General features: G+C 46.2%; 20 protein-coding genes. 14 read left to right on the plus strand and 6 right to left on the minus strand.

The window, feature by feature from the left end; genetic code table 11:
- Positions 1 to 166 precede the first annotated feature (166 nt).
- Positions 167 to 1,609, minus strand: a complete 1,443-nt coding sequence (locus tag ABDW33_RS04545) for an LptF/LptG family permease (protein ID WP_343688877.1) — start codon at positions 1,607 to 1,609, stop codon at positions 167 to 169.
- A 226-nt stretch (positions 1,610 to 1,835) separates the two neighbouring features.
- Here ABDW33_RS04545 and ABDW33_RS04550 point away from each other — a divergent pair, with 226 nt between their 5' ends.
- Positions 1,836 to 2,438: a hypothetical protein gene (locus ABDW33_RS04550; protein ID WP_343688878.1), complete on the plus strand. Its 603-nt coding sequence runs from the start codon at positions 1,836 to 1,838 to the stop codon at positions 2,436 to 2,438.
- A gap of 15 nt (positions 2,439 to 2,453) precedes the next feature.
- Here ABDW33_RS04550 and ABDW33_RS04555 read toward each other — a convergent pair whose 3' ends face one another.
- Positions 2,454 to 2,834 carry an START-like domain-containing protein gene (locus tag ABDW33_RS04555; RefSeq protein ID WP_116857014.1) on the minus strand — a complete coding sequence of 127 codons (381 nt, stop codon included), beginning with the start codon at positions 2,832 to 2,834 and terminating at the stop codon, positions 2,454 to 2,456.
- 369 nt (positions 2,835 to 3,203) lie between these two features.
- Between ABDW33_RS04555 and ABDW33_RS04560 the strand changes: the two genes are divergently transcribed.
- The 11 genes from ABDW33_RS04560 (at position 3,204) to ABDW33_RS04610 (ending at position 13,081) form a co-directional block, all read left to right on the plus strand.
- Entirely contained in the window at positions 3,204 to 4,073 is an 870-nt protein-coding gene (locus ABDW33_RS04560; protein ID WP_116857015.1) for an RNA polymerase sigma factor RpoD/SigA, read from the plus strand.
- A 382-nt stretch (positions 4,074 to 4,455) separates the two neighbouring features.
- Positions 4,456 to 5,781: a signal recognition particle protein gene (gene ffh / locus ABDW33_RS04565; RefSeq protein WP_343688879.1), complete on the plus strand. Its 1,326-nt coding sequence runs from the start codon at positions 4,456 to 4,458 to the stop codon at positions 5,779 to 5,781.
- Between the two features lie 220 nt (positions 5,782 to 6,001).
- Positions 6,002 to 6,442, plus strand: a complete 441-nt coding sequence (rpsP, locus tag ABDW33_RS04570; RefSeq protein WP_343688880.1) for a 30S ribosomal protein S16 — start codon at positions 6,002 to 6,004, stop codon at positions 6,440 to 6,442.
- 74 nt (positions 6,443 to 6,516) lie between these two features.
- Entirely contained in the window at positions 6,517 to 7,035 is a 519-nt protein-coding gene (rimM, locus tag ABDW33_RS04575) for a ribosome maturation factor RimM (RefSeq protein WP_343688881.1), read from the plus strand.
- Positions 7,036 to 7,047: 12 nt separating this feature from the next.
- The gene (trmD, locus tag ABDW33_RS04580) at positions 7,048 to 7,725 is read left to right on the plus strand and encodes a tRNA (guanosine(37)-N1)-methyltransferase TrmD (RefSeq protein ID WP_343688882.1); all 678 of its coding nucleotides are present in this window, start codon (positions 7,048 to 7,050) and stop codon (positions 7,723 to 7,725) included.
- A gap of 238 nt (positions 7,726 to 7,963) precedes the next feature.
- A complete protein-coding gene (gene rplS, locus ABDW33_RS04585) occupies positions 7,964 to 8,314 on the plus strand; it encodes a 50S ribosomal protein L19 (RefSeq protein WP_116857020.1) in 351 nt (116 codons plus the stop codon).
- Positions 8,315 to 8,555: 241 nt separating this feature from the next.
- On the plus strand, positions 8,556 to 8,792 hold the full coding sequence (gene tatA / locus ABDW33_RS04590; RefSeq protein ID WP_116857021.1) for a twin-arginine translocase TatA/TatE family subunit: 237 nt from the start codon (positions 8,556 to 8,558) through the stop codon (positions 8,790 to 8,792).
- 190 nt (positions 8,793 to 8,982) lie between these two features.
- Positions 8,983 to 10,425, plus strand: a complete 1,443-nt coding sequence (gene gatA, locus ABDW33_RS04595; RefSeq protein ID WP_343688883.1) for an Asp-tRNA(Asn)/Glu-tRNA(Gln) amidotransferase subunit GatA — start codon at positions 8,983 to 8,985, stop codon at positions 10,423 to 10,425.
- Between the two features lie 13 nt (positions 10,426 to 10,438).
- On the plus strand, positions 10,439 to 11,779 hold the full coding sequence (locus tag ABDW33_RS04600; RefSeq protein WP_343688884.1) for a transglycosylase SLT domain-containing protein: 1,341 nt from the start codon (positions 10,439 to 10,441) through the stop codon (positions 11,777 to 11,779).
- A gap of 185 nt (positions 11,780 to 11,964) precedes the next feature.
- Positions 11,965 to 12,252 carry an autorepressor SdpR family transcription factor gene (locus ABDW33_RS04605; protein WP_343688885.1) on the plus strand — a complete coding sequence of 96 codons (288 nt, stop codon included), beginning with the start codon at positions 11,965 to 11,967 and terminating at the stop codon, positions 12,250 to 12,252.
- Positions 12,239 to 13,081: an SdpI family protein gene (locus ABDW33_RS04610; protein ID WP_343688886.1), complete on the plus strand. Its 843-nt coding sequence runs from the start codon at positions 12,239 to 12,241 to the stop codon at positions 13,079 to 13,081. Before ABDW33_RS04605 ends, ABDW33_RS04610 begins: the two co-directional genes overlap by 14 nt.
- Positions 13,082 to 13,278: 197 nt before the next feature.
- Here the strand turns inward: ABDW33_RS04610 and ABDW33_RS04615 are convergent, their stop codons facing one another.
- Positions 13,279 to 14,700, minus strand: coding sequence for a cation:proton antiporter (locus ABDW33_RS04615; RefSeq protein ID WP_343688887.1), 1,422 nt, complete (start codon positions 14,698 to 14,700; stop codon positions 13,279 to 13,281).
- Positions 14,701 to 15,016: 316 nt separating this feature from the next.
- Here ABDW33_RS04615 and ABDW33_RS04620 point away from each other — a divergent pair, with 316 nt between their 5' ends.
- Entirely contained in the window at positions 15,017 to 17,434 is a 2,418-nt protein-coding gene (locus tag ABDW33_RS04620; protein ID WP_343688888.1) for a phospholipase C, phosphocholine-specific, read from the plus strand.
- A gap of 97 nt (positions 17,435 to 17,531) precedes the next feature.
- On the opposite strand, the gene ABDW33_RS04625 is transcribed toward ABDW33_RS04620, so the two are convergent.
- On the minus strand, positions 17,532 to 19,805 hold the full coding sequence (locus ABDW33_RS04625) for a GH92 family glycosyl hydrolase (protein WP_343688889.1): 2,274 nt from the start codon (positions 19,803 to 19,805) through the stop codon (positions 17,532 to 17,534).
- A gap of 160 nt (positions 19,806 to 19,965) precedes the next feature.
- Here ABDW33_RS04625 and ABDW33_RS04630 point away from each other — a divergent pair, with 160 nt between their 5' ends.
- Positions 19,966 to 20,682 carry a 3-ketoacyl-ACP reductase gene (locus tag ABDW33_RS04630; RefSeq protein ID WP_343688890.1) on the plus strand — a complete coding sequence of 239 codons (717 nt, stop codon included), beginning with the start codon at positions 19,966 to 19,968 and terminating at the stop codon, positions 20,680 to 20,682.
- A 51-nt stretch (positions 20,683 to 20,733) separates the two neighbouring features.
- Here ABDW33_RS04630 and ABDW33_RS04635 read toward each other — a convergent pair whose 3' ends face one another.
- Both ABDW33_RS04635 and ABDW33_RS04640 read right to left on the minus strand, forming a co-directional pair.
- The gene (locus tag ABDW33_RS04635) at positions 20,734 to 21,744 is read right to left on the minus strand and encodes a phosphotransferase (RefSeq protein WP_343688891.1); all 1,011 of its coding nucleotides are present in this window, start codon (positions 21,742 to 21,744) and stop codon (positions 20,734 to 20,736) included.
- A gap of 3 nt (positions 21,745 to 21,747) precedes the next feature.
- Positions 21,748 to 22,224, minus strand: a complete 477-nt coding sequence (locus ABDW33_RS04640) for a MarR family transcriptional regulator (protein ID WP_343688892.1) — start codon at positions 22,222 to 22,224, stop codon at positions 21,748 to 21,750.
- Between the last annotated feature and the right edge of the window lie 363 nt (positions 22,225 to 22,587).

The raw sequence follows: 22,587 nt of genomic DNA on the forward strand, positions 1-22,587 counted from the left end.
TGAATTTTAACGTTGCAGGTATACTTTGCAGTTCCAATATTATAGTCCTGCGAGTGACCATGACATGGTATCCCCCCCAGGCAGGCAGTGCATATGTTGTTCATACGCTCAACTTGTCAGCTGGCATTGGATACCTATAGTTCGCAGTTTTGAATAGTGAAACTACTCAGGTTGTAGGTTTGAATGAATATCTCTTAAAGAACTTTTTAATACTGTTGAAAATCCTCACATAGAACTCTTTATTGAACAGGTTGGAATCGTTCATGGCTTTTACAATCAGGAAGATGGCAATGGGCATCAACACGATGTTGGACAACCACATGCCACTCCAGGTAGCCATTACGTCTTTACGAGCCATTTTCTCGCCCGTCATAAAGAATATATTGAAGATCACAAAGAATGCCACGGCAAAGATGAGCGGGGTACCCAGACCACCCTTACGGATGATAGAACCCAGCGGAGCACCGATCAGGAACATGACGATACAGGAGGCAGCAAGGGTAAATTTACGCTGCCATTCCACCTTATGCAGGATCAGTGTATTGTGTTTGTCTTCGAACTCCTTGGAAGGGCCTTCCAGGTTACTCTGTCCATCACGGATGCTTTGTTCGGTCCTCTCCATTACATAGCGTCTGGCATCTTCAGGAATGATGTCCCTGAAGTGCGCCGGATTGCCGGGAGGAGGAGGGGCGGTGGCCAGCCATCCGGTATCTTTCCATTGTCCGAAAGGATAGCGGCTGGTGATATACACGTTCACAGTGCGGGTAAAGAGCTTTTCCTGGTCCCTCAGAGAATCGATGGCTTTATCCAGTTGCCTTACATTCAGCATCTGCTGGTTAGAAGCAAAAAGGCCCATATCCAGGCGGCTGAAGGCAAAAGAGCTCAGGTCAAATGCTTTTTTGTACTGGTTGAAACCCAGCCTGATCAGATCGCCGGGTTCGTTAAAGTTACGGTTACCCCGTTCTTCGTAGCGCCAGCCATCTTCCAGGATAAAGTATAGGAAGCGTTTGTCGTTTGACAATACCATTTCGCCCTTTTTAGCGAGGATTAACTTGTCGCCGCCGCCCGGGCCATGATCGATGATCATTACCTGGTGAATGGTTTTGTTATCCTTTTCCTTGCTGGCAACTTTGATGGTATAGTCAGGAATATCGGTATAGAACACACCGGCCTTGATATTGAAGGCTGGTTTGGAGTTCGTAATATCGTAGAGGAGTGATTTGGCGCGCAGGTTGGCTACGGGCATCACGTAGTTATTGAAGAGGAAAGCCAGCACGGCGATTGTAACACAGCAGTATAGCACGGGGCGCATAAAGCGGAGGAGGGAGATGCCTGACGATTTGATGGCAACGAGCTCGAAGCTTTCACCCAGGTTCCCGAACGTCATGATTGAAGACAGGAGTACAGCCAGCGGGAGGGCCAGCGATACCAGGTTAGCGCTGGTATAAGTGATCAGTTCGATGATCACGGGAGTATCCAGCCCCTTGCCGACGAGGTCATCAATGTACTTCCAGAGGAACTGCATGACCAATACGAACAAGGTGACAAAGAAGGTAGCCACGAAGGGGCCCAGAAAGGTCTTTATAATTAGCTTATCCAGTTTTTTCACTCCTGCTCTAACGTTAAGGTGCTGTTTATTAGTACTGTTGTTCGATCTTGTGTCACGGTCAGTGGGAAAGATAGTACCCTTTTTTCACTGCAAAAATGACCATAATCAGGGCCGATGCAAGGGCATACAGCTTTCAAACGGGCATTTAGAATTGGCAAATTTAACATGATTTCCGATAGCGCCGAATATCGGCGTTTAAAATAAGGTTAAATTTATCTTTGTACCTATGAACAAGGCAATCCTGACTGTTGAGGAACAGGCACTTATAACAAATCCCGATTGGATTTATCTCAAGAACAACATTTTACAGAAGGTGATGAGTCTGCTGGGGGAGCTGCATGTTGCATTGCAGGCAGCACTTCCACTACAGGAAATCAGTTTTCCCGGAGATGGGACAGGTAAGCTAAGCAAAGGAGAGCGTTACAAGGATTTACCTTATATCATGCTGGATTATCCACGTTATTTCAGTCGCGGGGACATTTTTGCGTTCCGGACCATGTTCTGGTGGGGGCATTACTTTATCGCCACGCTGCATCTCAGTGGAGAGTTGAAACAGCGTTATGCACAGACAATCATAGCTGGCAGGCAAGCGTTAGCTGCCGCTCAGTTTCAGATCTATGTAAGAGAGGACGATCCCTGGCATCACGATTTTGAAAACGGGAATTTCAGGTTGATAGCAGCTTTGCCGGCATCAGAATTTGAAATGCTTATACACCGGCTTCCATTTATAAAGATCGCGAAGCCCTTGCCACTGGAGAACTGGGAAGGGCTAATACCTGGTGTAGTGGAAGATTACACACTACTTATACAGTTATTGTGCGGCTTGTGAAACGGTTGGTGGTGTTTAGTTGCCAATGCGATGGAACAGGTCTTTTACCTGATAATCCCAGAGTTGGCTCTGATCAGCTATTTCTTTTTTCTCTGCAAAATCCTTTACAACCAGGATGGTTTCGTTTGTTACTTCGGATATGGCAATGCGAAATTCAAAGAATTCTTCTTTGGGCGCATGTTTCCAATGTAAACGAATAAATTCATCTTCTTCCTGTTCCAGCACTTCTGCTTCTTCCACGGATCCATTCCAGGAGAAGGAAAATACGTTGTCCCTGTAATCTACTTTATCCGCAAACCACTCCTGTAATCCGGCAGGTGTAGACAAGAATTCATATAGGATACTGGGTGAGCACCGTACGGGGTATTCCAACTCATATTGCACTTTCTTAGACATCGCTCAAAGTAATTAGTAAATCAATATCATCTGGCTGCAATTATAGAAAATTATTTATTCTGTCAAAATTATTTTGCATTTTTTTTTAATAATTACTCAAATCTTTTCACACTTTATAAATAACAATTCTATTATAAAAATTAACGATACATTAGCATTTCGCAGCACTTCTTTCACAGCAATTTATTGTCAGATGAGCATTTCAGCCGTCTCACATGTACGTTGTGAATGGTGAAACGTTTTTGCTTAAAAATGATTCAACAAGTAAACATTTATTTTGGCTACTATCTAAAAAAACTTATTTTTGTCTGGCATTCATCAAAAAGGTAACGTTTTATTCACCTGTAACTGTTCCGAGTCTTTATGTCAATGCGCCAACTCAAAATCACTAAGTCCATCACTAACCGTGAGTCTCAATCCCTGGAAAAATACTTGCAGGAAATTGGGAAGGTAGACTTAATCACGCCGGAGGAAGAAGTGAACCTGGCTATCCGCATTAAGCAAGGAGATCAGAGAGCACTGGAGAAGCTTACAAAAGCCAACCTGCGCTTCGTTGTATCTGTTGCCAAGCAATATCAGAACCAGGGTTTATCCCTGAGTGATCTGATTAATGAGGGCAACCTCGGTCTTATCAAGGCTGCACAGCGTTTTGATGAAACACGTGGTTTTAAATTTATCTCTTATGCCGTATGGTGGATTCGTCAATCTATTCTGCAGGCATTGGCAGAACAAAGCCGCATCGTTCGTCTCCCGCTGAATAAGGTTGGCCTGAGCAATAAGATCAGCAAAGCATACTCTCAACTCGAACAGGAATTTGAAAGAGAACCGTCGCCGGATGAACTGGCTACTATTCTCGAAATTAATACAGAGGAAGTAGAAGCCACCCTTGGTGTTGCAGCCCGTCACGTATCAATGGATGCGCCTTTCATCGACGGAGAAGACAACTCTCTGCTGGATGTACTGGAAAATCCAAACGCAAGCAGCGCTGATGAAGAATTGGATCACCACGATTCACTGCGCCGCGAAATAGAACGCTCTTTATCTACACTCACTGATCGCCAGAAAGATGTGATCATGCTGTACTTCGGTATCGCAGTAGAGCATCCGATGTCACTGGAAGATATAGGAGAGAAGTTCGGTCTGACCCGCGAAAGGGTTCGCCAGATCAAGGATAAGGCGATCACCAAGCTGAGAACTACCAGCCGTAGCAAATTGCTGAGAAACTACCTGGGGAACTAACATTTACCCACTATCATATTGAAAAAGGATAATACCGGTTGGTATTATCCTTTTTTTATGCCTGTTTATAGCCTTACCAGGCCTGGAATCCCCAGGGGCGTCTGCGCTATACCGCTACTACGGCGCTTCTTCGGGGATATTCCGCAGATAACCCGCAGATATCCCGCCTATAACCCGCAGATAACCCGCATCTATAAAGAGGCGGGATATCTGCGGGTTATCTACCGGTTATAGCCGGATCATGCTGGTAGGAACGGTAAGATTGCCTGCTTATTGACTATTTTCGTCCGCCCGGGCGCTTACACCCATTTCTTTTCGCTACCTTTTTATTATTTTTGCAACCCTTAAGCTATTTCCCGGCTTATTTAAAAACAGGTTTCTGATGTTTGAATCATTATCAGAGCGGCTCGACTCCGCCTTCAAGCAGTTGAAAGGTGAAGGCCGTATCAGTGAAATAAATGTTGCCAGTACCGTAAAGGAGATCCGCCGTGCGCTGGTCGATGCGGACGTTAACTACAAGATCGCGAAAGACTTTACCGACAGGGTAAGGGAAAAGGCGCTGGGTGAAAAGGTAATTACTGCCATTTCTCCTGGTCAGCTCATGGTGAAAATCGTGAAAGACGAGCTGGCAGAACTGATGGGTGGTACCGAAGTGGAGCTGGATATCAAGGCTAACCCTTCTGTGATCCTGATCGCAGGTTTACAGGGTTCTGGTAAAACCACTTTCTCCGGTAAGCTGGCCAACTTCCTCAAATCTAAGAAGGGTAAAAAGCCACTGTTGGTGGCGGCTGACATCTACCGCCCTGCGGCGATCGATCAGCTGAAAGTACTGGGTGAGCAAATTGGGGTGGAGGTATATAGCGAACCTGAGAACAAGGACGCTGTAAAGATCGCCCAGAATGCAATCGCACAGGCTAAACAGAATGGTAATACAGTTGTGATCATCGATACCGCCGGTCGTCTGGCAGTTGATGAAGCGATGATGACCGAGGTCGCCAATGTAAAGGCGGCAGTAAAGCCAAACGAGATCCTCTTTGTTGTGGACTCCATGACGGGTCAGGATGCCGTGAATACGGCTAAGGCCTTCAATGAACGCCTGGACTTCAGTGGGGTAGTACTCACAAAGTTGGATGGTGATACCCGTGGTGGTGCTGCATTAACGATTAAATACACAGTTGAGAAGCCCATCAAGTTCGTGAGCATGGGTGAAAAACTGGATACCCTCGATGTGTTCTACCCTGAACGTATGGCACAGCGTATCCTGGGTATGGGTGATATCACGACCCTGGTAGAACGCGCGCAGGCACAGTTCAACGAAGAGCAGGCGAAAAAGCTGGAAAAGAAGATCCGTCAGAATCAGTTTGACTTTGATGACTTCCGTGAGCAGCTGAACCAGATTAAGAAAATGGGTAACCTGAAGGACCTGATGGGAATGATCCCGGGTATCGGAAAGGCTATCAAGGATATTGATATCAGCGACGATGCATTCAAAGGTATAGAGGCGATTATCGGCTCTATGACCCCTGCAGAACGTAGCAATCCAGACCTGATTGATGGCAGCCGCCGTCGCCGTATTGCGAAAGGCGCCGGAAAGGATATCCAGGATGTGAATCAGTTTATGAAACAATTCGAACAAATGCGCCAGATGATGAAACAAATGAATAAATTTGGCGCAGGTGGCAGAGGGCTGAGAGCAATGGGCCGGTAAGATCGGTGAGAGAAGAGGAGTGCAGCTGGCGAAATCCGCGCTGGTACTACTCTGAAACCAGCTTTCAATCCAAAACCAGATAAACTGGAAAATAAACTTTTTGCAGCATTGGTAATTTTTAACAGAAAATATTTTGAACTAATTCTTTTTAGGATTACTTTTGCTGCCCCAATTGAATAATATTTTTTAACAACTCGCAAAAAAATAATTCGAATTATTTATGCCAGTCAAGATCAGATTACAACGTCATGGCGCTAAGAAAAGACCTTTTTATTTTATCGTAGTTGCCGATGCTCGCGCGCCAAGAGATGGTAAATTCATCCAGAAGATCGGTACTTACAATCCACTGACAGTTCCTGCTTCTATCAACATTGATACTGAAAAGGCACTGCGTTGGTTACAGAAAGGTGCTCAGCCAACAGATACCGTTAGAAGAATCCTTTCTTTCAAAGGTGTACTGTACCTGAAACACCTGTTGAGAGGTGTGAAGCTCGGTCTGTTTGATGAGCCTACCGCTTTCCAGAAATTCGAACAATGGCAGGCTGAACACGAGCAGAAAGTTGCTGCACGTCGTGATAGCCACAAGAAAGCAAGAATCGCTACACCAGTAGTAAGAAGAGTAGAAGATGCTTCTGCTTCTCAGGAAGGTGGTGAAGCTTAATTGGGCTTTCAAATAACATACTGAAAGGGAAATACTCAAGGGTATTTCCCTTTTTACTTATTAGTCGTCAGATAATGAATAACTACTTTAGCATAGGCAAACTGGTATCTGTATTCGGATTACAGGGGGAGTTTGTTCTGAAGCACAGCCTGGGAAAAAGGACCTCCCTGCAAGGGGTGGAAGCCATCTTCCTGGAAGAGCGTAAGAACAGTTTCATACCTTATTTCGTACAGAAGGCCAGTGTGAAAGATCATGAACATACCTTTGTGAAGCTGGAAGGCATAGACACCAAGGAAGATGCCCGTAAACTGGTACAAACGCCTGTTTACCTCCTGGAAGCTGATTTCAAGGGACAGGCAGCATCTTCTGCACCATTGGCCATGCTGGGCTTTACCGTGCATGACAAGGAGCTGGGCGAACTGGGTGTGATCGAAGAAGTGATCGAAATGCCGATGCAGGTACTGGTGAAGATCATGTATAAGGAAACAGAAGTGCTGTTGCCTTTGAATGAACAATCACTGGTAAAAGTGGATAAGAAAGGGCAGATCGTACATGTAGACCTGCCTGAAGGATTGCTGGATATTTATCTGTAGAATTAACAACACATGAGGATCGATATTATTACCGTACAGCCAGGGTTACTTGAAAGCCCTTTTTCGCACTCGATCTTAAAGCGGGCGCAGACGAAAGGATTGCTGGAAATATATACCCACAATCTCCGGGATTATTCTACCCAGAAGCAAAAACAGGTAGATGATTATCAGTTTGGGGGAGGGGCAGGTATGGTTATGATGCTGGAGCCCGTTGTAAGGGCGATAGAGACCCTGAAAGAGAAGGTTACTTACGACGAGGTGATTTACCTGACGCCGGACGGGGAGACCCTGAATCAGGGGATTGCCAATCAGCTGTCGCTAAAAGGGAACCTGCTCCTGTTGTGTGGGCACTATAAAGGAATTGATGAGCGGATCCGGCAGCATTTCGTGACGAAGGAGATCTCTATTGGCGATTATGTATTGTCTGGCGGTGAGTTGGCGGCAGCAGTACTGGTTGATGCCATAGGTCGACTGATTCCCGGCGTGTTGAATGACGAGCAGTCTGCCCTGCTGGATTCATTCCAGGATAACCTGCTGGCACCACCGGTATATACAAGACCGGAGGAGTTCAGGGGCTGGAAGGTACCGGAAGTGCTGATGAGCGGAGATCACAAAAAGATAGACGAGTGGCGGCATGACATGGCCCTGGAAAGGACCAGGCAACGCAGGCCCGACTTGTTGGATAAATAGCAGGTATCGGCCTACAGCGGGCGATTTCAGGCATTCAACAGCATGCTGTGGGCACCCGGAAATTGTACTGGTATCTGTATCACAGCTATTCTCCAGCAACTTCATCCATTAAAAAAGTTAGGCCAAAATTTGACTCATAATCAATTAGTTAAAAAATTATTCTTTAATAACGGTCACTGTTATTTGGAAGTTGTGGATTTCTCAATTACCTTTGCAGTCCGATAAATAAATTTGAAAGATGAACGCGATTTCTTTTGTTCACGAGCAACTGACAGGTAATACAAAAAACTACCCTAAGTTTAAAGCCGGTGACAATGTCACTGTAAACTATAAAATTGTTGAAGGTAACAAGGAAAGAATCCAGTCCTTCAAAGGTGATGTAATCAAGATCCAGGGTACTGGTTTCACTGCATCATTCACAGTAAGAAAGATCTCTGATGGAGTAGGTGTAGAGAGAGTATTCCCTCTGTACTCACCAAACATTGATGGTATCGTACTGAATAAAGTTGGTAAAGTAAGAAGAGCAAGACTGTTCTACCTGCGTGAACGTGCTGGTAAAGCTGCTCGTATTAAAGAGAAAAGGGTTTAGTATAAATACAGGGAAATTAGTGATAACGGGGACCGTTCCGGTTCCCGTTTTTTTTGTCACTTCCCGGTACTGCCAACCTCTACCTACCTTGATCTGACTATTTGCAGGCAAAATGCCCTGGTTGACCCCGTCTGTCCTCCTCTTAAAATAAAATTAAAGTTTCTCTGATCTTCGAACGGTACAATTGAATCCCGGATTTAATTACCTATCTTTGTTAGCTTAACATTCTAAAACAGAGAAAATGACTGCCGTTATTGTGAAATCACCACTGTTATTGTTCCAGGATCTGGGTATGAGCGAACTGCTGTTGATCGCCCTGGTTGTATTACTGTTATTTGGTGGTAAAAAAATCCCTGAGCTCATGCGTGGACTGGGTAAAGGTATCCGTGAGTTCAACGATGCCAAGAACAATGTACGCAAGGAGATCGAAGAGGGTATGAAAGAAACACCTTCTACTACCGATCAGAAAGGAGCTTAATTCCTTCCCTGTATTTTACAGAACTGAATATTCAAACGCAAGGAGAAGTCGTGTGCCTATGATAGTCATAGACTAGCATTCCACGTCATAGAACCTAAAGTATGCCACAACCTGGACGTAACACTTTTTACGTCTGGCTTACAAGTTTGACCTGAATTTTATTTTTTCAAGCAATTTAACTGGTTTGGCTTTGTCTGAATACAGCAGTATATCGGCTTTTCATGAAGCATTATACGCCGGCAGAACAACCTGTACGGAAGCGGTACAATATTACCTGGACCGTATAGCAAAGACAAAACATCTGAATGCATACCTGGAGGTTTGGGAAGAGGAAGCCCTTCAAAAAGCGCGCGAGCTGGATGCCCGTCTACAAAATGGGGAAAAGCTGGGGTCGCTGGGGGGCGTTGTGATCGGGATCAAGGATGTGATCTGCTACAAAGGGCATAAAATAAGTGCGGCATCGAAGATGCTGGAAGGGTTTACATCTATGTATTCTGCCACTGCAGTCGAAAGATTGCTGGAGGCAGATGCTATTTTGATCGGTAATCTCAATTGCGATGAGTTCGCAATGGGGTCTACCAATGAAAATTCGGCACATGGACCCGTACTCAATGCATTGGATACCAGCCGTGTACCCGGAGGCTCGTCCGGCGGTTCGGCGGTAGCTGTGCAGGCAGATCTGTGTATGGTGAGCCTGGGTAGTGATACTGGTGGATCCGTACGTCAGCCAGCCGATTTCTGCGGTATTGTAGGGTTAAAACCAACCTATGGGCGCATCTCCCGTTACGGGCTGATCGCTTATGCGTCTTCCTTCGATCAGATAGGCATCTTTGGCAGGAATGTTGCAGATGTCGCTAGTGTATTACAGCAAATAGCAGGGCCCGATGGCTATGATAGTACAGCCTCTTCGAAAGAAGTTCCTGATTATCAGACGAGGGGACACAATAAATCCTGGAAAATCGCGTATTTAAAGGATGCATTGTTTCACCCGGGATTAGACCCCGAGATGAAAGGTGAGTACCAAAGCTTTTTTGAAGAACTGGAAGCCGCAGGCAATTCAGTCACAGCGGTCGATTTTGCTTATCTGGATTATGTAGTTCCCGCATATTATGTGCTGACTACAGCAGAGGCATCTTCCAATCTTTCCCGGTTCGACGGGGTAAAATATGGACATAGGACACCGCTACAAAATTTAGATTTAACAGATTTTTATAAGAAAAGCAGATCGGAAGGTTTCGGCATAGAAGTTAAACGTCGTATCTTACTGGGCACTTTCGTGTTGAGCGCAGGATATTACGATGCATACTTCACGAAAGCGCAGCAGGTAAGAAGGCTGGTAGTTAATAAATTATCAGAAATCCTGTCAACTTATGATGCGATTTTGATGCCAACGGCGCCTTCTACAGCATTCAAAATAGGGGAGAAGACAGATGACCCTATTGCTATGTACCTTGCAGATATCTACACGGTACTGGCAAACCTCGCCGGAGTTCCGGCAATTTCCGTACCTTTGCAGCGGCATTCAAATGGGATGCCATATGGTGTACAGATCATCACAAAGCAATTTAGCGAAGCAGGCCTGTTAGATATTGCAGAAAATGTCATGCAATTGAGGCAGGTCACTCCTGTTTAAAATAAATATGTGTATGAGGAAAATCTTTTTACTACTGCTGTTACCGACCTTGGGTGCATGGCATTATGAAGCGTTTGGTGGCAACGGCGTACCTAAGAAGGTGGTTACTCCCATAGGGGGCCCAGATACTACGGTATTGAACCACAAAGTTCGGTTACCTAAGGACACAACGATTGTGCCTTCCGTAACCTCTCAGGCTGTGCGTCAAAATGCACAAAGCCTGCCGTCCAGCATCAGCAGTCCAAAGGTCTATGAACAGATCAACAACAACATTGTAGCTGGATACATCAATAACTTTGCCAGCAGGTATAGCCAACATCTGCAGGTGATGATTTCCAGAGGTCAACCCTACTTCGTCATGGTAGAAAAGATCTTTAGAGAACATGGTATTCCTGAAGAAATGAAATACCTGGCAGTTATTGAATCTAGTTTTAACACCAACGCCCGTAGCCGTGTAGGCGCTGTAGGCGCCTGGCAGTTTATGTCAGGTACCGCACGCATCTTCGGTCTGAGCGTAGGTAAGAAGGTAGATGAACGTAAAGACTTCTACAAATCCACTGTAGCAGCAGCGAAGTTCCTCAATGAACTGTACAATCAGTTCGGCGACTGGTTACTGGTAGTTGCAGCCTACAATTGCGGTCCCGGCGGCGTTCAGCGCGCTATGGCAGCAAGTGGTCGCAGCGATTTCTGGGGCATGCAATATTTTCTGCCTGCTGAATCCAGGAACCATGTGTACAAATTCATCGCGACCGGTTACATCCTCGATAGGTTCAATACCTTCTTCGGTGTGGGGAATGATGACAACAGTGACAATCCTGGCGTAGCCACTATCAATGTGCCTGCTTCTTCAGTAAACTACGCTTCAACTGAACTGTCAGAAGAAGAGATGTACAATACTGTTGAGTTCAACATCACCGGTAAGTACCGCCTTGATGCAATCGCCAGGAAACTGAATATCGAACAGGCTCAGCTGGAACACCTGAATCCCGATTTCGCAAGAATTATGGCAGGACCAGAAAATAGCTATGACCTGCGTATTCCTAAAGATAAAATGAAGCAGTTCCAGGCTGAAAAGGAAGAGATCCTGAAAGAATCCCTCGCCCTCATGCTGGACGATAAAGCTGCAGGTGTAGATAAGTCTAAGTTTCCGCCGCCGGCCAAGTTAGCGCCGATGCCGGAATCAAAGACCGCCAAAACAAAAGCAAATCCAGCGCCCGCTGCGACAGCAAAAGCGAAAACTCCGGCTGCTAAGAAAAAAGCAACCGCAGCCGCGAAAAAGAAAGCGACGGCCAGGAAAGCATCTGCTGCTAAAAAGCCGACAGCTACCAAGAAGAAAACTACTCACAAGAAATAAGTTATTCGTTTTAGAAAAAGCCGCTCTCACCGAGCGGCTTTTTTGTTTATAGTGGGTTTCTCACCCATTAGTAAAACGGTCGGTTGCCGGCAGTTTATCCCCCTGAATGTATGCTATCCCCCAGCTCATGACTGTTTTTTGTTTTTCTCCCTAAGTATTTAGATATTTGTCTAAATATATAACCCGTGAATACTGTCTTCAAAGCGCTCAACGATAAGACCCGCCGTGACATCCTGGAACTCCTCAAAGACGGGGATAAAACTGCCGGCGACATCGCTGATCACTTCCAGTTTTCCAAACCCACTATCTCCCATCATCTCGACCTGCTCAGGCAGGCCGAACTACTCACCAGTGAGAAAAAGGGACAGTTCGTCTACTACTCCCTGAATACTACCGTGGTTGACGAACTGTTGAAATGGGTAATGCAATTCACACCTTCTTTCAATCAAAGCCCTGCATATGAAAACAAATAAATGGCTCAGAGAGCTGCCGTTTGCATTGCTCATCGCCATCCCCTGGATTGTATTCTTCATTGTAAAAGACCAGCTGCCAGCCACCGTTCCCGCTCATTACTCCGTTGGCCCTAACGGCTGGGTAGTGGATAGCTATATGCGTCCTGCCGCATTCGTCACCATATTCAGCAGCGTATCTGCATTCATTTACCTGGTAATGACATTGTCAGCCGGCACCGCTACCGACAAAGCCACCTGGCTTTACTATTTCAAACTGGTCCTCATCATTTTTTTTGATCTCCTCTGCATCGGTACACTTACCGGGATGAATATGGGCACGGATACTTTTTCAAACCTGGTCATGGCGGCCCTTTGCCTGATCATCAACGGGTTTGTCTTTTGGATCTTTAGAGCAGGAAAGAAATCGGGGAAGCAACCCATTTCTGAAAAGTATTACAATATTATCTGGGCAGGTACCCACTTCATCAGTTCATTACCACTCATATTAACCCTTTTCGCAGCCCGGCAATGGGGAAATGAACGCACACTTGTACAAGCCGTTTTCCTGTTCATCGCGGTAATTTCCAATCTTACGAATAGTGTGAAACCCAATCATTTTATCGGTATACGTACACCCTGGACACTGGCCGATGAAGGGGTATGGAGAAAAACCCACCAGGTTTGCTCCAGGTGGTTTTTCATCAGTGCACTGACAGGTTTTGTACTGAGCATAGTGTTGCCCATAGCATGGCTGCCCAGGTTATTGATCATCTTACCCCTGTCGTGTACTGCTTACGCAATGATCTATTCTTATTGGTTGTACAGGAAAAGAGGGGATATCGCAAAATAGAACAATGTTCCGGTGGATGGTATCTCATCAGGTACCGTTATAAAACAGTCATGAAGGGGGCTGCTCATTGATACTGAAAGGACTCCTGCATGGCTAACGGGAAGGAAAACTATTTTCAAAAAAAGCGCCTGTATCATTTTTTGATACAGGCGCTTCAATATCTGGTATGGCCCTATCAGCCAATGCGACTTTCAGTGTCAGGCATTGCTTACCCGCAGTTTATTGGCAGATACTTTTTTAATAAGATCCAGCAGTGGCCCTGTCATAAATGTAGTAGCCAGTGCCATCAATACCAGCATAGCAAATACTTCAGGAGAAAGGATACCGAGGTCGTACCCGATATTCAGTACTACCAGCTCCATCAATCCCCTGGTATTCATGAGCGCACCGATGGCCATTGATTCTGCCCAGGGTTGACCCATTAGTTTGGCCGTGAGTGCGCTACCCCCCAGTTTGCCACCGACAGCTACCAGCATGATCAGGCCAAAGGCTGCCCACAGGTGTCCCTGGCCCAGCAGACCGATTTGTGTACGCAATCCCGTAAAGGCAAAGAAGATCGGTAATAACAGCAATACACTTACATCTTCCAGCTTATCAGTCAGCAGTTTCTGCACAGATGCTTCCGCTGGAATGATCACGCCTGCGAGGAATGCACCAAACAATGCGTGGATGCCAATGGTTTCTGCTATAAATGCACTCAGCAGCATCAGGAAGAACGCAACTGCTACGGTGGTTTTTTCCTTACCTGCTGCCATCAGCTGTGGGATCTTCTTAGCCAGGAAAGGCTTGATCACATTCAGCATCACACCCAGGAAAGCCAGTGCCATTACCAGCGTGATCAGGGCGCTCCAGATAGAACCTGCTTTTACTACGGTAATCACCACTGCGAGTATACACCACGCCGTTACATCATCGGCAGCGGCGCAGGTAATAGCCAGTATACCCAGGGGCGTACCAGTCAGTTTACGTTCCTGTACAATACGTGCCAGTACCGGGAAGGCCGTAATGCTCATAGCGATACCCATGAAGAGTGCGAATGACAGGAAACTTACATTCGGCATGGAGAATTGTGTATATAGATTATACGCCAGCAAAACCCCCAGGAAGAATGGTAGTACAATACTGGCGTGACTGATCATCACAGCATCGTGTGCTTTATTCTTCACCTTGGCTACATCCAGTTCCATCCCGACTACGAACATGAAGAACGCCAACCCTATCTGGCTCAGGAACTGCAGGTTTTTAAAACTGTCAGGCGGAAAGAGAAAATCTTTACCTGCGGGCCACAGCATACCGAAAAGGGAGGGGCCCAGGCATACGCCTGCAATGATTTCGCCTACCACTGAAGGTTGGCCGATACGATTGGCCAGCCATCCAAATATTCTTGCTACAAGTACAATGATCAGTACCTGGAATAATAATAAAGAGAGAGGCTGTTGCATGTTATGGAGTAAGGTGGCTCCAATGCCTGTACTATGAGCAGCCGGTGTAGCAGCATTGTTGATAAGGCCGGCTACGCCTTTTTTCAGCGGCAGGTGGTTACCCTGTCTGATCACCAGCCAGGTAAGTCCACCGAATATGCCGATGATGGCAGGGTATAATAACAGTTTCTTTCGCATAGTCACAATTTTATTTGTCAAACAACAAGTCTATCACCCGAAAGATAATCATAATCTTTAATTGCTGTCGCAGGGTGGTTGCAGTGTATATGGTACACCCTTTTTGCTGTCTGGGGAAGCAATAGGATACTGATTTTTTAAACTTTTTTACTTCACGGAGAACCAGCTATAATTTCTTGCCTGGATAAGCATTTCCGGTAGCCAGGCCCGAAATAACAGTAACAGGGTCATACATCTGTTCGCCATTATTAAAAAAGTATGAATCTTTTCAAATCCTCTTAGTAGTTTGTAAGTTCTATAATAACTTGTCAGGCATATGGATACCAGGAGAGACTTTCTTAAAAAAGCTGCCATACTATCAGGCAGCGCCGGACTGGCGGGCGTATTACCACCTGCCATTCAAAGAGCATTGGCTATTGATCCTGCTCCGGGCAGTACTTATTTGGATGCCGAGCATATTGTCATTCTCATGCAGGAGAACAGGTCGTTTGATCATTGCTATGGTACGCTGCGCGGTGTGCGTGGTTTCAATGATCCGCGTGCAATACAGTTGCCGAATAAAAACCTGGTATGGTTGCAGTCGAATAAAGAAGGAGAGACGTATGCACCTTTCCGGCTTGACCTGAAAGATTCAAAGGCTACGTGGATGAGCTCATTGCCGCATAGCTGGGAGAACCAGGTGGATGCCCGCAATGGTGGAAAGTATGATAAATGGCTGGATGTAAAGCGTTCCGGCAATAAAGAATATGCACATCTGCCCATGACCATGGGGTATTATACAAGAGAGGATATTCCTTTCTATTATGCACTGGCAGATGCTTTCACGATCTGTGACCAGAACTTCTGCTCATCGCTGACAGGTACCACGCCGAATCGGTTATATTTCTGGACGGGCACGTTACGCAACCAGGAAGGGATGCCGGCGGTGCGCAACAATGAATGTGATTATCCCGAACCTGGTAGCTGGACCACGTATCCTGAGAGACTGGAAGATGCTGGCATTTCCTGGAAGGTGTACCAGAATGAACTGAGTGTAGGGGTAGGGTTTGACGGAGAGGAAGATGCATGGCTGTCGAACTTTACAGACAATCCATTGGAGTTCTTTACACAGTACAAACCGCAGTTGTCAGAAGCACATCTGCATTTTGTACAGCAACAGATTGCGCGGTACCAAAAGGAGTTAGCCGATACAACATTGCCACACGATGAGAGAGCAGACCGTGAAGAGAAACTGGCAGAATTGAAGAAGCATCAGGAAAAATATAATGCAGCGGCATTTGCGGCTTTGTCACAGCGGGAGAAGAACCTGCATGAGAAAGCTTTTGTAACGAATAAGAAAGATCCGGATTACCATCAGCTCACCCCATTACGTTATCATGACGGAAATGAGGAAAGAGAGGTGAGGGTACCTAAAGGAGATGTATTGTACCAGTTCCGGGAAGATGTGAAAACAGGGGCTTTGCCTACAGTATCCTGGTTGGTGGCACCGGAGGCGTTTTCCGACCACCCGGGTTCACCTTGGTATGGGGCATGGTATATTTCAGAGGTGATGGATATTCTTACCCAGAATCCGGAAGTGTGGAAGAAAACTGTTTTCATCCTGGCTTATGACGAGAATGATGGCGATTTTGATCATGTGCCGCCGTTTGTGCCTCCACATGGAGAAGGCCATGGCAAAGCGTCTAAGGGAATTGATCTGGCGACAGAATTTGTGACACGTGAGCAGGAGATGAAGAAGAAAGGTATGGAAGAAGCGGATATCAGGGAGAGTGTAATAGGATTAGGCTACCGTGTACCACTGGTGGTAGCGTCGCCGTGGAGTAGAGGTGGTGTGGTGAATTCACAGGTGTTTGACCATACATCTACGTTACAGTTCCTGGAGAAGTTCCTGGAACATAAGACAGGAAAGAAGGTAACAGAGACAAATATAAGTACCTGGAGACGTACTGTGTGCGGGGATTTGAGTTCGGTATTCCAGCCATTTACAGATAAGCCGGCGGCATTGACGCCAATCGTGCGCGATGAATATATCCAGACGATACATGCCGCGAAGTTTAAGAAAATACCTGCCGGGTTTAAGTTATTGACACCAACAGAAATTGCAGCTATCAATGCGGATCCTGCCAATGCTCCGTATATGGCAAAACAGGAGAAGGGAACGAAACCATCTTCGCCGTTGCCGTACGATCTGCATGTGAATGGTGGTTTGAGTAAGGAAAAGCAGCACTTTGAGATCAGTTTTGGTACAGGAAAAGGAATAGGTGCACCCTTTCATGTGTATGCACCGGACCATGCACAGACATGGGCATATACAGTCGCTAAGGGTGATATATTAAAGGACCGTTGGAATTTATCTCAATTTGCAAATGGGAAGTATCATCTGAGGGTGTATGGGCCCAATGGGTTTTATAGAGAATTTAAGGGAACTGCACATGATCCGTTGGTAGAATGTGTGTGTAAGTATGAGGCAAAGGGGAAAATTGCCTTTGATCTGAAGAATGTGGATACATCCAAAAAACATGAAGTCGTAATCAGGGATAATGGGTATAAGAGAGGAGTGCAGCAACATGTGTTATCGGCAAATGCAGGTAAGCAGGTGGTATATGCATTGGCAGATCATGGTGGATGGTATGATTTCAGTGTGGTAGTTGACGGGTGTGAGAAGAGGTATGCGGGCAGAGTGGAAACGGGAGCGATGAGCATCACTGACCCGGTAATGGGGCGAACGATATAAAAGATAAAAATGCCGGTCTGCATATACTGCCAGCATACATGCAGACCGGCTACATGTAAAAAAAGAGCGTCCCAGTGACGCTCTTTTTTTATGTGCTTTATTTGCTGGTCAAAGAGAAGGGTCTGTCGCTGATGGCTGTACCTCTTGACTTGTCTGGCTGGTCAGACATTTCCAGGTGTAAGACACCTCCGTTGGTAATATCTGTATGAGACAGCCAATTTTTTGAGAGCGGCTGCCCATTCAAGGTGGCAGATTTGATGTATACATTTTTCGCACTGTTATTATTCGCTTCAATCACAAACTGCTTTCCATTTTCCAACGTGATCGTGGTCTTATTGAACACCGGGCTTCCCATCACATACTGATCTGTGCCTGGGCACACACTATAAAATCCTACTGCACTCAGCACATACCACGATGATGTCTGCCCCTGGTCTTCATCTCCCGGATAGCCGTTCTCTGTCGCATTATACAATTTCTCCATCACCTTTCTCGCCCAGTACTGCGCCTTCCATGGTTGCCCGGCATAGTTATACAAATACACCATGTGCTGTATCGGCTGATTGCCATGTGCATACTGTCCCATATTCGCCATCACCATTTCCGTCATCTCATGTATCGGTCCGCCATATGTGCCTACTTTATAAGTATTGGGGGAAGTAAACACAGCATCCAGCTGATGCACAAAATTACTATCCCCACCCATGAGGTGAATTAATCCCTGTATATCATGAAACACAGACCACTGCCAGTGCCATGCATTCCCTTCGGTAAACGGACCTCCCCATTCGATCGGATCAAAGGCTGGGTTAAAACTACCATCCGCCTGCCTGCCTCTCATGAACCCGGTCACACTATCGTACACGTTCCTGTAGTTGTACATCTGCCTGCTGAATACACCTTCATAAAAGCTGTTCCCCGTTTGCCGGGCTAATGTATAGCCACAGAAGTCATCGTATGCATATTCCAGTGTTTTCGCTGTGGCTTCCCGCACGCCGGGGTAAGGGCAATACCCTAAAGTAAAGTATTCTTTCCAGCCATCACGGCCATTTGCAGGACCCCATGGACCTTTGTTTGTTACCTCGTGCAGGTATGCTTTCAATGCCTTTTGCGGATCAAAGGTATGTAGTCCTTTCGCCCACGCATCTGCCAGCAGAGAGATAGCATGGTTTCCCAGCATACTCCCGCCTTCGCCCGGAAATGACCAGGCAGGCAACCAGCCACATTGATCATACGCATCTAACAATGCTGCTACATAACGCCCATGCATGGCAGGGTGCAGCAATGCATTGAGTGGAAACTGTGCGCGGAACGTATCCCAGAATCCTGTATCGGTATAAAGATAGCCTGCATGTACCTTATCGTCGTATGGGCTGTAGTAGTAGGGCGATCCATTTTTATCATATTCAAAGAACTGACGGGCGAACAGGCTGGCCCTGAAAAAACAGGAGTAGAAGGTAGCTTTCTGTGACTGCGTTCCACCTTCCACTTTTACTTTGCCGAGGTAGTCATTCCATATTTTCCAGGCAGCATTTTTTGTCTGTTCAAAAGAGGAGAAGCTGCCCAATTCCCTTTGCAGGTTCAGTGCTGCCTGATCCTGGCTGATGTAGCTGCTCGCTGTTTTCACCTGTACCACTGCGCCTTTCCTGAACCGGATATAGGCATTTTTTCCGCTCAGCGTATCAGCGGTGATCGTGCCTGTCTTGCTATCCCACACGCCATAAGCGGTGAATGGCTGGTCGAACTGTAATACAAAATAACTACGCAGTTCTCTGGATAACTGGTGACCGTTGTTGATATACCCAATGATCTTTTTTTCGGCAGGAATGATCTGTACATTACTGATACGGGTATATCCATCGAGCACCAGCCATGCATCGCCGGAGCGGGGAAAGGTAAAACGCAGGTGTGCGCCTCTTTCGGTGGGTGCAATTTCTGTGGTAATGTGGTTGTCGAGGGTCACCTTGTAATAGTTGGGCTTTGCCACCTCATTTTTATGACTAAAGCGTGCAGCACGCCGGAACTGATCTACAGCCAGCTGGCCGGTCACTGGCATGAGCGAGAATACACAATAGTCATTGGACCATGAACTGCATTGATGTGCCTGTTGAAAGCCGCGGATACTGTCTTTTTCGTACTGATATTTCCAGCCATCACCATTCACACCTGTTTGTGGTGTCCAGGTGTGCATACCAAAGGGAAGGGCGGTGGTGGGGTAAGTATTGCCCCTGGTGAGAGTAAAACTGGAATTGGTACCCTGGAGGGTATTGACGTACTTCACAAGGTCGGTAGTGTCATTGACGGTGGTAATTCTGGCAAATAGGAACTGGCAGTACATGAGACTGCACAGCAGGAGACCTGTTTTAAGCATGATTGTGGATATTTTAGCAGGGGTGAAAGTAAAAAAAATATCATCAGCAGGCAATGATAGCGGCCGGGAGGGGAGTAGCACCCGGGGGATGATTGAGCAGGCTGTGATAAATGAAAAGGGGAGTGTTGCTTATATTTGCAACAATAAAATCAGCTAGCGTATGGAATCATTAAAAGGTAAAAATGCGTTGATCACGGGCGCAGGTAAAGGGATAGGAAAGGCAGTGGCTCAACAGCTTGCGGCAGAAGGTGCGAACCTTGCACTGATTGCACGTACAGAAAAAGATTTGCAGGCAGTAGCTGCTGAACTGGCAGGTACAGGTGTAAAGATCGTATATGCTACGGCAGATGTAGCAGACAGGCAGGCAGTAGAAACTGCTATTGCAAAACTGACTACTGAACTGGGTACAATTGATATCCTGATCAATAATGCAGGTGTAGGTAAGTTTGGTAAATTCCTGGATCTGTCACCAGAAGAATGGGAAAACATAGTAAAGGTGAATCTGTTCGGTGCTTACTACACCGTGCGTGCGGTATTGCCGGGAATGCTGTCTCGCCAGACCGGAGATATCGTTAACATTTCATCTACAGCTGGTAAGAATGGTGCAGCCGTGACCAGTGCTTACAGTGCATCTAAGTTTGGTCTGATTGGCATGTCAGAATCACTGATGCAGGAGGTGCGTAAGTCTAACATCCGTGTGACAACGCTGACACCCAGCACCATTGCTACAGATATGGCGATAGATCTGAAACTGACTGATGGTAATCCAGAGAAGGTGATGCAGGCAGCAGACTTTGCAGAGTTGATAGTGAGCCAGCTGAAGCTGAACAGGAGAGTGTTTGTAAAAGAGGCAGGCATCTGGTCCACAAATCCATGATAAAGCGAAGGGCGGCCGGTAAAGGCCGCCCTTTTGCATCCGGTAAAGCAATTAACAGAACAACGCCAGTGACTGTTCAAAGGCAGGCTGCCGCATTTCTGTTAATGCCTCCTGCATGAGCATTTTACCATACATGATCTTCCCTTCATAGCTACCCAGGTTCACTTTTCCTTTACTCATCATCTGCTTCACTTCTATCAGTGTCGGTACTTTCATCTCCTGGTCATGCGTTTCCTGCATTTCAGCTGCCATTCTTAAAAAGATGGTACCATAGTACAGGAACACTACTTGTCTCATGAGGTAAAACTTTGCCTTTTGCAGGGCTGTGGGTGTTTCTCCAAAATATGCTGTCAGGAACGTATCGATATGCTGTTCATTTGCTGCAAAGTACAATGCTACAATCGCCAGGTCTACATACCGGTCATTCCTGAAACTGGCCTCCCAGTCGATCATCCAGATCTTTTCCCCGTCAAAAAGTACATTGGCAGGATTCAGGTCGTTGTGTGAAGACACCAGGTCCTCATGGATCGGATAAACAGCTTTAATCCTGTCGAAATGCCTGAAATGTTCTGCCGTCGTACTTTCAGGGAACATTTTCATTTCCAGGAAGCGATCCCTGAAATGCGTCATGCCCTCCAGGAAATTGATCAGTGGGGGAAAGAGCGGGAGGCTATGAATATCTTTTACTTTTTCGGCGATGCGTTTCAGTTGAACATTTTTGTCGGGGAGACCTTCCCAGATAGGAGGACCGGCAATAAACGCACAGATAGAAACAGCGGCATCTGCATCGGCATACAGTACCGGTGGAGCGATGCCTGCATCTGCGGCCATGCGAAGACACGCGTATTCACGTGCTGGGTCTACCAGTTCATTTGTTGCCATTACAAGCCGTAAGATATAGGCTTTATCGTTTACCCCGATCTTGTATACCAACGCAGGTGATAGCCCCCTTGTCATTAACTCAATGGATGCAACGGTGGTTGTCCCAAAAGTTTGTTGCAGGGCATTTTCTACTGCCGGCAGCTTATGCGGGGGCAAAATAGCGAGTAGGGAATTGTTCATACATTAAATGATGTTGCCGCCAAGTTCTGTGATCATGTCAGAGAAAGCATCCAGTTTTTTGGCTTTGGCAGTGGTAATAGTATCTGTGGAAAAAATATCCTGGGCGATGCCTTCGGCAGAAGCGAGGGCTTCTTCGAAGATCTGCCTGCCGGTATCGGTCAGTCCTACATAGCTGACACGGGCATCTCTTTCGTAGGCTTCGCGCTGTACCAGGCCAATCTTCTCTAAAGGAATCAGCATACGGGTAACACCGGAGGCAGTGAAGCCTATTTTCTCGGCGAGGTCCACCCGGCGGAGCTTTTGACCCGGTGCTTCGTGTAATATAAGCAGGATGGCAAAGTCCGTATAGCCAATGCCATGGCCGGACAGGCGGGTTTCCAACCTCCTGGAAAGAATGACATGGGCCTTTGAGAGGTTAAGTATAAGTTTTAGTGACGGGCTAATAGTGGTCATGGTGTTTAATTGTAAAATACTTGACATGTCAAGTATTTTACGAAGATAGTGGTTTGTTATTTGAAAACAAAATTATTCAATACGGGTAACCGCTTTTTACCATTAAAGGTCGGGATAGTTTGCGTTAAAGATTGATATTCCTGGCTGGCGTACAAAATGCGGGAAAGATTCTACCCTACAAGAGAGAAAATTTAATATCTTCAGGACCAGCAGGTAAGATCAATTCCTGTAACGGTTGTCTTTGTGACACTTATAGTTTATATTTATACCGAACTATCATGCAATGAATTTCCGTTATGTATTCAACCGGAACAGACAGACAATGGAAACAGTAAGGGGAATGCCGTCGTAATGAAATTTTAAAACCACCGCGTATACATTAAAAAACAA

The organism is Chitinophaga sp. (assembly GCF_039596155.1).
In the GTDB taxonomy this organism is placed as follows: domain Bacteria; phylum Bacteroidota; class Bacteroidia; order Chitinophagales; family Chitinophagaceae; genus Chitinophaga.